General features: G+C 74.5%; 13 protein-coding genes. 5 read left to right on the top strand and 8 right to left on the bottom strand.

The features are described from left to right. Positions 1–113: 113 nt before the first annotated feature. A complete protein-coding gene (locus tag AB0442_RS31220; RefSeq protein ID WP_366166979.1) occupies positions 114–1,121 on the top strand; it encodes a 2-hydroxyacid dehydrogenase in 1,008 nt (335 codons plus the stop codon). A gap of 159 nt (positions 1,122–1,280) precedes the next feature. Next, positions 1,281–2,243, top strand: a complete 963-nt coding sequence (locus AB0442_RS31215) for a cytochrome c oxidase assembly protein (protein ID WP_366167001.1) — start codon at positions 1,281–1,283, stop codon at positions 2,241–2,243. An 88-nt stretch (positions 2,244–2,331) separates the two neighbouring features. Here AB0442_RS31215 and sigJ read toward each other — a convergent pair whose 3' ends face one another. The 8 genes from sigJ to AB0442_RS31175 all read right to left on the bottom strand — a co-directional run bounded on the left by sigJ (position 2,332) and on the right by AB0442_RS31175 (position 9,064). Continuing rightward, positions 2,332–3,210, bottom strand: coding sequence for an RNA polymerase sigma factor SigJ (gene sigJ, locus AB0442_RS31210; RefSeq protein ID WP_366166978.1), 879 nt, complete (start codon positions 3,208–3,210; stop codon positions 2,332–2,334). 24 nt (positions 3,211–3,234) lie between these two features. Continuing rightward, positions 3,235–4,116, bottom strand: a complete 882-nt coding sequence (locus AB0442_RS31205) for an urease accessory protein UreD (protein ID WP_366166977.1) — start codon at positions 4,114–4,116, stop codon at positions 3,235–3,237. After that, a complete protein-coding gene (gene ureG / locus AB0442_RS31200; RefSeq protein ID WP_366166976.1) occupies positions 4,113–4,799 on the bottom strand; it encodes an urease accessory protein UreG in 687 nt (228 codons plus the stop codon). The genes AB0442_RS31205 and ureG overlap by 4 nt, the downstream gene beginning before the upstream one ends. Then, positions 4,789–5,445: an urease accessory UreF family protein gene (locus tag AB0442_RS31195; protein ID WP_366166975.1), complete on the bottom strand. Its 657-nt coding sequence runs from the start codon at positions 5,443–5,445 to the stop codon at positions 4,789–4,791. Before AB0442_RS31195 ends, ureG begins: the two co-directional genes overlap by 11 nt. A 10-nt stretch (positions 5,446–5,455) precedes the next feature. After that, entirely contained in the window at positions 5,456–7,207 is a 1,752-nt protein-coding gene (locus tag AB0442_RS31190; RefSeq protein ID WP_366166974.1) for an urease subunit alpha, read from the bottom strand. Next, complete coding sequence (locus tag AB0442_RS31185) at positions 7,200–7,511, bottom strand: urease subunit beta (protein WP_366166973.1); 312 nt, start codon at positions 7,509–7,511, stop codon at positions 7,200–7,202. The genes AB0442_RS31190 and AB0442_RS31185 overlap by 8 nt, the downstream gene beginning before the upstream one ends. Before the next feature lie 14 nt (positions 7,512–7,525). Continuing rightward, a complete protein-coding gene (locus AB0442_RS31180) occupies positions 7,526–7,828 on the bottom strand; it encodes an urease subunit gamma (RefSeq protein ID WP_366166972.1) in 303 nt (100 codons plus the stop codon). A gap of 246 nt (positions 7,829–8,074) precedes the next feature. Then, a complete protein-coding gene (locus tag AB0442_RS31175) occupies positions 8,075–9,064 on the bottom strand; it encodes an endonuclease/exonuclease/phosphatase family protein (RefSeq protein ID WP_366166971.1) in 990 nt (329 codons plus the stop codon). A gap of 252 nt (positions 9,065–9,316) precedes the next feature. Between AB0442_RS31175 and AB0442_RS31170 the strand changes: the two genes are divergently transcribed. From AB0442_RS31170 to AB0442_RS31160, 3 genes are all read left to right on the top strand, one after another. Further along, positions 9,317–10,546 (top strand): glycerophosphodiester phosphodiesterase, encoded by a 1,230-nt coding sequence (locus AB0442_RS31170; RefSeq protein WP_366166970.1) that lies wholly within the window; start codon positions 9,317–9,319, stop codon positions 10,544–10,546. Between the two features lie 212 nt (positions 10,547–10,758). Next, complete coding sequence (gene sph / locus AB0442_RS31165; RefSeq protein WP_366166969.1) at positions 10,759–11,766, top strand: sphingomyelin phosphodiesterase; 1,008 nt, start codon at positions 10,759–10,761, stop codon at positions 11,764–11,766. Between the two features lie 145 nt (positions 11,767–11,911). After that, positions 11,912–13,315 (top strand): NADP-dependent succinic semialdehyde dehydrogenase, encoded by a 1,404-nt coding sequence (locus tag AB0442_RS31160; RefSeq protein ID WP_366166968.1) that lies wholly within the window; start codon positions 11,912–11,914, stop codon positions 13,313–13,315. Positions 13,316–13,407: the final 92 nt, after the last annotated feature.

The following is a 13,407-nucleotide window of genomic DNA, read 5'->3' as shown; positions in this document are numbered from 1 at the left end:
GGTGCACCCGCGAGGGGACGATCGGCCCATGGCCGGGGTCCGGGGCGCACCATAGGTTGGGTGAGCGGCCGGGGCGCCCGGCCCGTCCCGCGCGAGCAGGAGGAGCAACCCCGATGGAGATCCTCGCCTACGGCGTGCAGACCGACGAGCGTCCGCTGCTGGACGCGGCGTTCGCCGGCCGGCACCCGCTGCGCATGCTGGACGTCTTCCTCACCCGGGACACCGCCCCGCTCGCCGACGGCTTCCCGGTGGTGTCCAGCAGCGTCAACGACGAGCTGGACGGCGTGGTGCTGGCCCGGCTCGCCGCGGGTGGCACCAAGCTGATCACCCAGCGCTCCACCGGCTTCAACAACATCGACCTGGCGGCCGCCCGCGACCTCGGCCTGACCGTCGCCCGGGTCTCCCACTACTCCCCGCACGCCGTGGCCGAGCACGCCTGGGCGCTGGCGCTGGCCGTGAACCGGCGGCTGCTGCGGGCGGCGAGCCGTACTCGCGAGTTCGACTTCCGGCTGGACGGCCTGCTGGGCCGGGACGTCCACGGGATGACCGTCGGCGTGATCGGCACCGGCAAGATCGGCGAGTGCTTCGCCCGGATCGCGCACGGCTTCGGCACCGAACTCCTCGGCTGCGACGTCGCCCCCAACCCGGCCTGCCGGGAGCTCGGTCTGCAGTACGTCGACAAGGACGAGCTGCTGGAGCGCAGCGACCTGGTCAGCCTGCACGTGCCGCTGCTGCCGGACACCCGCCACCTGATCGACGCGGCCGCGCTCGCCCGGATGAAGGACGACGCGATCCTGGTGAACTCCAGCCGCGGCGGCCTGGTCGACAGCGCCGCGCTGGTCGAGACGCTGCGGTCCGGCCGGCTCGCCGGGGTCGGCCTGGACGTGTACGAGGAGGAGACCGGCGTCTTCTTCACCGACCGGTCGGTGCACGGGGTGACCGACGACGTGCTGGCCCGGCTGATGACCTTCCCGCACGTGCTGGTCACCTCCCACCAGGCGTACTTCACCAGGACCGCGGTCGGCCAGATCATCGCGGCGACCGTCCGCAACGTCGAGGACTTCGTGGCCGGCCGCACCGGCGAGAACATCCTCGTCCCGGCCGCCGGCGCCGTCGGCTGACCGCGCCGCGCCCGCCGGGAGCGGGGCCGGGTTCGGTCCGTTCGTAAGCGCCGCCTAGGCTGTGCCGGAAGCAAAACGGACGAACCGGACCGGCCTGCGGGCGGGTCCGGTCGGCACCAGCGAAGGCAGGACGCGCCGATGGGCGACGGCATGGCAGGGATGCACCACCACGGCGGAACGGGCACGCTCGGCCCGTACGACCCGTCCGCCGCGCTCGGCTGGTCGCCGGACTGGCCCTTCCTGATCGGCGCGGTACTCGCCCTCGGCCTCTACACGGCGGCCGCGATCCGGCTGTGGCGGCGCGGCGACAAGTGGCCGGTCGGCCGGATGATCGCCTGGACGGCGGGCACCGGCACGGTCGTCCTGGTGACCTGCACCGGGCTGAACGACTACGGCATGGTGCTGTTCAGCGCGCACATGATCCAGCACATGGTGCTGTCCATGCTCTCCCCCATCCTGCTGCTGCTCGGCGCCCCGATCACGCTGGCGCTGCGGGCCCTGCGCCCGGCCCGCAAGGGCAGCGGCCGCGGCCCGCGCGAGCTGCTGGTGGCCCTGCTGCACAGCCGGTACGTCCGGGTGGTCTCGCACCCGGGTGCCACCATCCCGCTGTTCGTCGCCAGCCTGTACGCGCTGTACTTCTCGCCGCTGTTCGACTACCTGATGCAGTACCGCCTCGGGCACCTCGCGATGATGGTCCACTTCCTGGCGGTCGGCATGCTCTTCTTCTGGCCGATCATGGGCGTGGACCCGGGTCCGCACCGGCCGGGCTACATCATGCGCATCCTGGAGCTCTTCGTGGGGATGCCGTTCCACGCCTTCTTCGGCGTGGCCGTGATGATGGCGACCCACCCGCTGGTGACCACCTTCACCGACGCCGCCGCCCCACCCGGCACCAAGCTGCTGGACGACCAGGAGCTGGCCGGCGGCATCACCTGGGCGTTCGGCGAGATCCCGACCGCGATCGTGCTGATCGCCCTGACCCTGCAGTGGGCGCGGTCCGAGGAGCGGCAGGCCCGCCGCCGCGACCGCGCCGCGGACCGGGACGGCGACGCCGAGCTCGCCGCCTACAACGCCTACCTGGCCTCGCTGGACCGGCGCGGCCGCGCCGCCGACGCGGGCTGAGTCCCCGCCCCGCCGCACCCGCCACGAGCCCCGCCCGGTACGCACCGGGCGGGGCTCGCCCCCGTTCGGGGCCGTACCCGGGCCGGGGTCAGTCGTCCAGCAGGTCCAGGTCGAGCCGGGCGAGCCGCTCCGGGTCGGCCAGGATGTCGATCGCGACGATCAGGCCGTCGGCGACCACGAAGTCCATGACCGAGACCGGCCGGCCGTCGACCACGGTGACCGTGCCGGCCCCGCCGTTGACCAGCGCCGGCCGGGAGAACGGCGCCATGTGCCGGAACCGGAACGCCTGCGAGGCCACCTCGCGGGCCCCGCGCACCACGATCAGCGGCGCGGCCGGGCCGTCGTCGGCGCGCAGCACCACCTCCGGATGGAGGACGGCGACCAGTGCCTCGAAGTCGCCGCCGCGGGAGGCGGCGAGGAAGGCGTCCACCACCTCGCGGCGGCGTACCGGGTCCGGGTCCGGCGCGGGGGCCGCGCCCTGGACGCGCCGCCGGGCACGGCTGGCGAGCTGCCGGGCGGCGGCCGGGGTGCGGTCGACGATCGGCGCGATCTCGTCGAACGGCAGGCCGAACATGTCGTGCAGCACGAAGGCCAGCCGCTCGGCCGGGGCGAGCTGCTCCAGCACGACGAGCAGGGCGAGCCCGACCGAGTCGGCGAGCAGCGCCTGCTGTTCGGGGTCGGTGCCGTCGGCGTTCGCCACGACGGGGTCGGGCAGCCGCTCGCCGATCGGCTCCTCACGGCGGGTCCGGCGGGTGCGGAGCATGTCGAGGCAGACCCGGCCGACCACGGTGGTGAGCCAGCCGCCCAGGTTCTCCACCTCGTCGGCGTCGGTGCGGCTCAGCCTCAGCCAGGCCTCCTGCACGGCGTCGTCGGCCTCGCCGAGCGAGCCCAGCATCCGGTACGCCACCGACCGCAGATGGCCGCGGTGGCTCTCGAAGCGCTCGGCCAGCCAGTCGTTCCGGTCCATCGGCCCCTCCTCGTCGGTGTGCTCTCACCTCTCTGACGTTCGGGCGGCCGCGGAGGTGACGGTTGTGCCCGAACCGTTCCGGTCGGTGTCGGGTGCGAGCAGCCGGCGCAGTGCGAGGGCGTCCGGGGCGAGGGCGGTGAGCAGGGTGGCGGGCGGGCCGTCGGCGGGGTCGGGCAGGGTGAGCAGGGCGGCGTCGGTGCCGTCCGGGGGCGGCGTCGGTGCGGGCAGGCCGACGGTGAGCAGTTGTCCGACGGTGCGGTGCGGGCCGAGGACGGCGGGGCCGTCCCAGCCGGGGGCGCCGGGGCCGAGGTCGGTCTGCTGGTCGAGCAGGATGCGGTCGGCCTGGGCGGGGCCGGCCAGGTGGACGGTGAGCCGGGCGGTGATCCGGCCGGGCGGGGCGCCGCGGGTGTGGTCGTGCAGCCGGCCGAGCACCTGTTCCTCGCGCAGCCGCAGCCGGGCTCCGGGGGCGAGGCGGACGACGGTGGTGAGCAGCAGGTGGCTGCCTGCGGCGGCGATGACGGGTTCGGGGCACCAGTCGAGTTCGGCGTCCTCGCCGACGGTGAGGTGCAGGTCGTAGCGGGCGGGGGCGCCTCCGCGGCCGGGGAGGCTGACGGTGGCGGCGGCGCTGGTGACGGTGAGGGCGGCGCCGGGCCGGACCTCGGCGTGCAGGGCGAGCCGGTCGCCGCCGAGCGGGGCGGCCATCGAGCCGATCACGCAGACGTGGGCGGTGCCCGGGGCGCCGCGGGTGCGGCGCAGGGCGAGCGGACCGGCGCCGGCGAGGACGGGCAGGGCGGTGCCGCCGCGGCCGTCGGGTGCGGCGGTGATCCGGGCGGTGGCGTCGACGGCGGCCGGATGCGGGGCGGTGGTGTGCCCGGCATCCGGGTGCCGGGCGCCGGTGACGGTCACCGTTCGGCGAGCCGGGCGCGGACCCAGGCGGCGACGGGGGTGATGCCGTCCGGGGCGGTGAGGGCGGTGAAGACGGTGGGCAGGCCGCCGCGCTGGGCCTCGGCGTCGCGGGCCATCACCGCGAGGTCGGCGCCGACCAGCGGGGCGAGGTCGGTCTTGTTGACGACGAGCAGGTCGGAGGTGGAGACGCCGGGGCCGCCCTTGCGGGGGATCTTGTCGCCGCCGGAGACGTCGATGACGAAGATCTGGTGGTCGACCAGGCCGCGGCTGAAGGTGGCGGTGAGGTTGTCGCCGCCGGACTCGACGAGCACCAGGTCGAGCGGGCCGATGGTCTCCTCCAGTTCCTCGACGGCCTCCAGGTTGGCGGAGATGTCGTCGCGGATCGCGGTGTGCGGGCAGCAGCCGGTCTCGACGGCGGCGATCCGCTCGGGCGGCAGGACGGCGTTGCGCAGCAGGAACTCGGCGTCCTCGGTGGTGTAGATGTCGTTGGTGACGACGGCGAGGGAGATCTCGTCGCGCAGCTCCCGGCAGAGCGCGGCGACGGTGGCGGTCTTGCCGGAGCCGACCGGGCCGCCGAGGCCGATCCGCAGGGCGCGGCGGGTGCGGGTCTGCCCGGTCCGGGTGTGGTCGGTCCAGGTGTGGCGGGCGGGGGCGTCGTGGGGGTCGACGTGGTCACGATGCAAAGAGGCGGACCTTCCAGGAGCGGTGCTGTTCGGCGTGGACGTCGAGCAGCGGGGCGGAGGCTGCGGGCAGGGTGCCGCGGGCGGCGGCGGCCGCGGCCCCTGCGGCCACGGCGTCGAGGTCGGGGGCGAGCCGGGCGAGCACGGCGGCGACCTGGTAGGGGTCGAGGCCGAGCAGCCGGACGCAGGCGGTGGCGGGGCCGTTGACGCTCTCGTACGCGGCGAGGGCGGCGGCGTCCGCGGGGGTGAGCCCGGCGGCGCGGGCGGTGGTGCCGAGCGCGACGGGGTGGTGGGGGCCGCGGGGGTGGGTGCTGTGCAGCAGGTCGAGGGCGGGGTGCGGCCAGGCGGCGCGGGCGGCGCGCAGCAGTTGGCGGCCGAGGCGGCGGCTGGTGTCGCGCAGGGCGGGCGAGGGGGTGCGGGCGTCGGCGTCGGCGTCGAGGGCGGCGGGGTCGGCGTCCTCGGCGGCGGCCGCCGCGGCGAGGGCGGCGGCGGTCAGGCCCGTGGTGTGCAGGCGTCCGGTGAGGAAGGCGGCGAGGGTGTCGGCGTCGTGGATCCGGCCGGCCCGGACGGCGGCCTCGGCGCCACCGGAGTGGGCGTGGCCGCCGGCCGGGAAGCGGCCGTCGGCGAGGAGCAGCAGGGCGGCGTGCACCTGGGCCTCCTCAGAAGAGGAAGTACCGCTGGGCCAGCGGGAGTTCGGTGGCGGGGGCGGGGGTGACGGTCTCGCCGTCGATGGTGACGGTGAAGGTGTCGGGGTCGACCCGGACGTCGGGGCGGGCGGTGTTGTTCACCATGTCGTCCTTGGTGACGCCGCGGGTGGACCGGATGGCGGTGAACCGCTTGCGCACGCCCAGCTGTTCGCCGAGCCGTTCGGGCAGCCGGTCGTCGATCGCGGCCTGCGCGGTGAAGTTGAGGGAGTTGGCGGCGGGGGCGCGGCCGGTGGCGCCGAACTGCGGGCGGGGCAGCACGGGTTGCGGGGTGGGGATGGAGGCGTTGGCGTCGCCCGTCTGCGCCCACGCGATCTGGCCGCCCTTGATCACCAGGTCGGGTTTGACGCCGAAGAAGGCCGGGGTCCAGAGCACCAGGTCGGCGAGCTTGCCGGGTTCGACGGAGCCGATCTCGTGGTCGACGCCCTGGGCGGCGGCCGGGTTGATCGTGTACTTGGCGACGTAGCGGCGGGCCCGGTGGTTGTCGGCGCGGCCGTCGCCGGGCAGGGCGCCGCGGCGGACCTTCATGACGTGCGCGGTCTGCCAGGTGCGCAGCACGACCTCGCCGATCCGGCCCATCGCCTGGGAGTCGGAGCTGATGATCGAGATGGCGCCGAGGTCGTGCAGCACGTCCTCGGCGGCGATGGTGGACGGGCGGATCCGGGACTCGGCGAAGGCCAGGTCCTCGGGGACGTGCGGGCTGAGGTGGTGGCAGACCATCAGCATGTCGAGGTGTTCGTCGACGGTGTTGACGGTGTGCGGGCGGGTCGGATTGGTGGAGCTGGGCAGCACGTTGGGCTGCGAGACGACGGTGATGATGTCGGGGGCGTGGCCGCCGCCGGCGCCCTCGGTGTGGTAGGCGTGGATGCCGCGTCCGGCGATCGCGGCCAGGGTGTCGGCGACGAACCCGGCCTCGTTCAGGGTGTCGGTGTGGATGGCGAGTTGGGCGCCGGTCGCGTCGCAGACCCGCAGGCAGGCGTCGATCGCGGCCGGGGTGGCGCCCCAGTCTTCGTGGATCTTGAAGCCGAGCGCTCCGGCTCTCAACTGGTCGTGCATCGCAGCGGTGTTGACGGTGTTGCCCTTGCCGAGCAGGCCGATGTTGAGCGGCAGGTCGTCCATCGCGGCGAACATCCGGGCGAGGTGCCAGCCACCGGGGGTGATGGTGGTGGCCTTGGTGCCCTCGGCGGGGCCGGTGCCGCCGCCGATCAGCGTGGTGATGCCGGAGGCGAGGGCCTCGTCGGCGAGCTGCGGGCAGATGAAGTGCACGTGGGCGTCGATCGCCCCGGCGGTGAGGATCTTCCCGTTGCCGGCGATCACCTCGGTCTCCGGGCCGATCACGAGGTCCGGGTGGACGCCGTCCATGGTCTCCGGGTTGCCGGCCTTGCCGAGGGCGGTGATCCGGCCGTCCCGGATGCCGATGTCGGCCTTGACCACACCCCAGTGGTCGAGCACCACCGCGCCGGTGATCACGGTGTCGGGGGCACCCTCGGCCCGGCTCGTCCGGGCCTGCCCCATCGACTCGCGGATCACCTTGCCGCCGCCGAAGACCGCCTCGTCGCCGCCGCGGCAGCGGTCCTCCTCGACCTCGATCAGCAGCGCCGTGTCGGCGAGCCGGATCCGGTCGCCGGTGGTCGGCCCGTACAGGTCGGCGTAGCGCTCGCGGCTCAGCCGCAGCGCGGGGGCGGACGGGTCGCCGCGGTCAGCCATCGAGGGCACCTCCGGTCTCGCCGCGCAGGCCGTGCACCTCGCGGCGGCCGCCGATCGGCACGAGTTCGACCTCCACCGGGATGCCCGGCTCGAAGCGGACGGCGGTACCGGCCGGGATGTTGAGCCGCTGCCCGCGGGCGACCGCCCGGTCGAACTCCAGCCCCGGGTTGGCCTCGGCGAAGTGGTAGTGCGAGCCGACCTGGATCGGCCGGTCCGCGGCGTTCACCGCGGTCAGCCGGGTGACCGGTCGGCCGGCGTTCAGGCCGACCTCCCCCTCGCCGTACAGGATCCCGCCCGGCGTCACGGGGCCCGGCGCGCTCACTGGATCGGCCCGTGGACGGTGACGAGCTTGGTGCCGTCCGGGAAGGTGCACTCCACCTGGACGTCCGGGATCATCTCGGCGATCCCCTCCATCACGTCCTTGCGGGTGAGCACCTGCCGCCCGGACTCCATGAGTTCGGCGACGCTGCGGCCGTCCCGGGCGCCCTCCAGCACGTGCGAGGTGATCAGTGCCACCGCCTCGGGGTGGTTGAGCAGCAGGCCGCGGGCCCGCCGCGAGCGGGCGACGTCGGCGGCGACGTGGACGAGCAGGCGCTCCTGCTCGTGGGGGGTCAACTTCATCTGTACGCACCTCGGGGTGGGAGGTCGGACGGTGACGAGGAGGACATTGGATCCGCCCTTTGTTGTGCACCGGTTACGCCCTACTTTCCGAGGCGTAACCGCCCAGCCCCCACCCTGGTTACGCATGACCGGCAGGTGCACACCCAGGGGCGCGGGCCAACCACCAGGGGCGCGGGGAACTGCGCGATGCGGGAGCGGCTCCCCGAACTGTTCGGGGCGAGCCCCGGTGGTTGCCCGCGACTCGCCTCACAGCCGGATCCGGGCCGCCACCGGCAGGTGGTCGCTGCCGGTCCGGGCGAGGGTCCAGGTGCGGACGGGCGTAGCCCCCCGCACCAGCACCTGGTCGATCCGCGCCAGCGGGAACCCCGCCGGCCAGCTGAAGTCGAAGCCGCCCCGGGCGGGCGTCAGCCGGGAGGTGACCGGAGCGAGTCCGCGGTCGTCGAGGGTGCCGTTCATGTCGCCCATGACGAGGATCCGCCGCAGCGGCTCGGCGTCGATCGCCGCCGCCAGCAGCCGCGCGCTCTCGTCGCGCCGGGGCGTGGTGAACCCCTCCGCCGGCGAGATCCGCACCGAGGGCAGGTGCGCCACGTACACCGCCAGGTCGCCCTTGGGCGTCCGCGCGGTGGCCCGGACCCCGCGCTTCCAGTACTCGTGCACCTCGGCGGGCTTCAGGTCCACCGGCCGGACGTCCGTCAGCGGGAGGCGGGACCAGAGTCCGACGGTTCCGGAGCGTGCCCGGTAGGGGTAGACCGTGCCGAGGATCCGCTCGTACACCCCGTCCGCAGGCTCCGTCAGTTCCTCGACGGCCAGCAGGTCGGCGCCCGTCCCCGCCAGCCGGGTGGCGGTGCCCTCGGGGTCGGTGTTCTCGTCCGCGACGTTGTGCTGCACCACCGTCAGGTCGTAGCGGCCGCCGTCGCCGCCGGGCAGCAGCCGTCCGCCGAACAGGCCGGTCCAGGCGACGGCCGGCAGCAGCACCGCGGCGAGGGCGAGCGGCGAGCGGCGGAGCAGCGCCGCCGCCAGCAGCACCGGGACGGCGAGCCCGGCCCACGGCAGGAAGGCCTCCAGCAGGCTGCCGAGGTGCCGGCCCCCGTCGGGAACCAGCCGGTGACCGATCAGCAGGAGTGCGGTGAGTGCCGCCAGGGTGGCCGTCACCCGGCCGCGGGGCCGTCCGGGCGGCCGGGCGGGTGCCTCCCAAGGCGTCCGCTCCTCCACCGCCGTGTCGTCGCCCCGTGCCACCCCGTGGTACCTCCGTCCTCGGCCCTGTCGCCGTCCGCTGCGAGGACGCCGTACCCGGTCGGGCGGGTTCCGCACCGGCCGCCACCCGGAGGGAGCAGTGCGGTGCCCGTGTGCGGCGGTCCCGAGCCGCAGTGTCGTACGGACGGGCGTTCGGCGGCGGTTGGCAGGTGGTTCGTTCCCGGTTCACCGCGTGGTGCGCACCGGCCGCCTAGGGTGCCGGGCATCGACCGAAACCCTTGGCAGGGAGGCCAGATGACGCAGCGTCCGATCGGCGGGGGATCCTCGCGCCGCACGTTCCTGCGGGCGACCGGGGCGGCCGGCCTCGGTGCGGCCGCGCTGACCGCGGCGGGGGCGACCCCCGCGTCCGCCGCCGACGACGAGCAGGCGGACGGCCGGGGCGACGCGCAGCGGGCCGCGGGGACGCGTCCGCCCGTCCGCACGGGCACCGGCCTGGACCGGCTGCCGCACCCGCTGGTGGTGGCGCACCGGGGTGCGAGCGGCTACCGGCCGGAGCACACCCTCGGCAGCTACGAGCTGGCCCTGGAGCTCGGCGCGGACGTCATCGAGCAGGACGTCGTGCCGACGAAGGACGGCCACCTGGTCGTCCGCCACGAGAACAACATCGCGGAGACGACGGACGTCGCCGACCACCCCGAGTTCGCCGCCCGGCGGACCACGAAGACGGTCGACGGCACCGCGCTGACAGGCTGGTTCACCGAGGACTTCACGCTGGCCGAGCTGCGCACGCTGCGCGCGAAGGAGCGCCTGCCGCAGCAGCGCCAGCGCAACACCCCGTACGACGGCCGCTGGCCGGTGCCGACCTTCCGCGAGGTGGTGGAGTTCGCGAACAAGCGCTCCCGCACCCTGGGCCGCCCGGTGTGGCTGTACCCCGAGACGAAGCACCCGAGTTACTTCCGCTCGATCGGCCTGCCGCTGGAGGAGCGGCTGGCGGACGAGCTGCGCCGCGGCGGGCTGGCGGGCCGCAACGGCCGGGCGGTCCTGCAGTCCTTCGAGCCGAGCAGTCTGCAGCGGCTGGCGAAGCTGGTCGACAACCCGCGGATCCAGCTGCTGAGCGGTCCGACGACGCAGCCGTACGACTTCGTGCTGGCGGGCGACCGGCGGACGGTCGCGGACCTGGTGACGCCGGGCGGGCTGCGCTGGCTGGCGTCGTTCTCGCACGGCATCGGCCCGACCACGCAGCTGATCGCGCCGGTGGACGCCGCGGGCAGGCTGCTGCCGCCGACCACGCTGGTGGCGGACGCGCACGCGGCCGGCCTGGTGCTGCACCCGTGGACGGTGCGCAACGAGAACTCCTTCCTGCCGGTCGACTTCCGCCGGGGCACCGACCCGAACGCGTACGGCGATTCGATCGGCTGGGCACGCCGGCTCTACGACCTGGGCGTGGACGGCTTCTTCACCGACAACACGGACACCTCGGTGCTGGCCCGCGGCGACTTCTGGGCTGATCGCGGGGTGAACTGACGTTCGGTCAGCCATTGCGGCCGGGTCGGGCGCAGGCGCACCCGGCCCGGCCGCCGTGCGTCCCGGACCCATCCGACTACCGATCGGTAGCACTGTTTCGGACGAGTTCACCGAATGCTCGCCCGATGTCTTGCACACCGTGCGGGCGCCGAAGTTGGATGCACAACATCCCGCAACCCGACGGGTTCACGACACACCCTCACGGAGCTTCGATGCCCCTGTCGTCCGTCCGCCGCGCCACCAGAACGGCCGCCGCGGCCTGTGTCGCCGCCGCCGTGCTCGGCACGCTCGCCGCCACCCCCGCGGCGGCCGCCACCGGCGCCGCGGCCGAGAGCGCGCCGGTCACCGCACCCGCGCTCGACGTCCTCACGTACAACGTGTTCCTGATGAGCAAGTCGCTCTACCCGAACTGGGGACAGGACCTCCGCGCGCAGGCGATCGCCTCGGCGGACTTCTTCCAGGGCCACGACGTGGTGGTCCTCCAGGAGGCGTTCGACAACGCCGCCTCCGACGCGCTGACCGCCCGCGCCTCGGCCGCGTACCCGTACCACACGCCGGTGGTCGGCCGCTCCACCGGCGGCTGGGACGCCACCTCCGGCAGCTACAGCTCGACCACCCCCGAGGACGGCGGGGTGACGCTGCTCAGCAAGTGGCCGATCCTGCGCAAGGAGCAGTACGTCTTCAAGGACGCCTGCGGCGCCGACTGGTGGTCCAACAAGGGCTTCGTGTACGCCGTGCTGAACGTCGACGGGCTGCGCACCCACGTGGTCGGCACGCACTTGCAGTCCACCGACACCGGCTGCTCCAGCGGCGAGCCGGCCGCCGTCCGGGCCAAGCAGCTGCTCGCGATGCGGGCCTTCCTCGACGCCAAGCGGATCCCGGCGGACGAGCCGATCGTGCTGGCCGGCGACCTCAACGTCGACTCGCACGGCTCCGAGTACCAGGCGCTGCTCGACAACGGCAACCTGGCCCCGGCCTCGCAGCGCACCGGCTGGCCGTACTCCTTCGACACGGTCGACAACTCCATCGCCGCCTACCGCTACCCGGGCGAGCCCGAGGAGGACCTGGACTACGTGCTGTACCGGGCCGACCACGCCCGGCCGCAGCAGTACACCAACCAGGTCGTGCGCTTCCACAGCACGCCGTGGACGGTGAGCAGCTGGGGTAAGAGCTACACGTACAACGACCTGTCGGACCACTACCCGCTCGCCGCGCACTGATCCTTCCGCACGGCGGGCACGCCGCGGCGGACCCGCCCGCACCCCGGGCGGCCGCCGCGGCTGCGCCCCGCCCCGATCGGGGGGAGGGTGGATCCGACCGGGGCCCGACCGGCACCCGCGTGCCAGAACCGAGGAGTGAGCCGCCATGCCCATCGCCACCGTCAACCCGGCCACCGGGGAGACCGTCGAGACCTTCACCCCGTACGACGACGCCGCCCTCGAACAGCGGCTCGGCCTCGCCGCCGAGACCTACCGGTCCTGGCGGACGACCTCCTTCGAGGAACGCGCGGCGCTGCTGAAGCGCGCCGCGGACCTGCTCGACGCCGAGCGCGAGGAGATCGCCCGGACGATGACGGTGGAGATGGGCAAGCCGGTCGTCGCGGCCCGCGCCGAGGTCGCCAAGTGCGCGAAGGCGATGCGCTGGTACGCCGACCGGGCGCCGGAGCTGCTGGCCGACGAGCACCCGTCCGAGGCCGACGTGGCGGACTCCGGCGGCGCCTCGGTGCACGTGCGCTACCGGCCGATCGGCGTGGTGCTGGCCGTGATGCCGTGGAACTTCCCGCTCTGGCAGGTGGTGCGGTTCGCCGCGCCGGCCCTGATGGCGGGCAACGTGGGCCTGCTCAAGCACGCCTCGAACGTGCCGCGGACGGCGCTGGCGCTGGAGCGGGTGCTGCTGGAGGCGGGCTTCCCGCAGGGCTGCTTCCAGACCCTGCTGATCGGTTCCGCCGCGGTGGAGGGCGTCGTCCGGGACCCGCGGGTCGCCGCGGTGACGCTGACCGGCAGCGAGCTCGCCGGCCGCTCGGTCGCCTCGATCGCCGGCGACGAGGTGAAGAAGTCGGTGCTGGAGCTCGGCGGCAGCGACCCCTTCCTGGTGCTGCCCTCCGCCGACCTGGCGGGCGCCGTGCAGTGGGCGGTCACCGCGCGCACCCAGAACAACGGGCAGTCCTGCATCGCCGCGAAGCGCTTCATCGTGCACGCCGAGGTCTACGAGGCGTTCACCAGGGCGTTCACCGACCGGATGAAGGCCCTGAAGGTCGGCGACCCGCTGGCCGAGGAGACCGAGATCGGCCCGCTCGCCACCTCCCAGGGCCGTGCCGACCTGGAGGAGCTGGTCGACGACGCGGTGGCCGCCGGGGCCGTCGCGGAGTGCGGCGGCGCCCGCCCGGACGGCCTGCCGAAGGAGCTGGACGGCGGCTGGTACTACCTGCCGACCGTGCTGACGGGCATCACCCCGAAGATGCGCATCCACCACGAGGAGGCGTTCGGCCCGGTCGCCACCGTGTACCGGGTGGAGAGCCTGGACGAGGCGATCGAGCTGGCCAACGACACCCCGTTCGGCCTGAGCTCCAACGTGTGGACGACCGACCACGAGGAGCAGGAGCGCTGCGCCCGCGACATCGAGGCCGGCGGCGTGTTCTTCAACGGCATGACGGCCTCGCACCCGGCGTTCCCGTTCGGCGGCGTGAAGCGCTCCGGCTACGGGCGGGAGCTGTCCGGCCACGGCATCCGCGAGTTCTGCAACATCACCACCGTCTGGCGCGGCCGCTGACCGGCCCGGACGTGGCGGGGGGGGGGGCGCCCCCCGCGGGGGGGCCCCCCCCCCCCCCCCCCCCGACGGGGGCGCGCACGGCCGCCCCCCCC

Origin of the sequence: Kitasatospora sp. NPDC085895, from assembly GCF_040702125.1 — a bacterium.
Classification (GTDB): domain Bacteria; phylum Actinomycetota; class Actinomycetes; order Streptomycetales; family Streptomycetaceae; genus Kitasatospora; species Kitasatospora arboriphila.
This window is presented reverse-complemented; position numbering and strand designations above follow the sequence as displayed.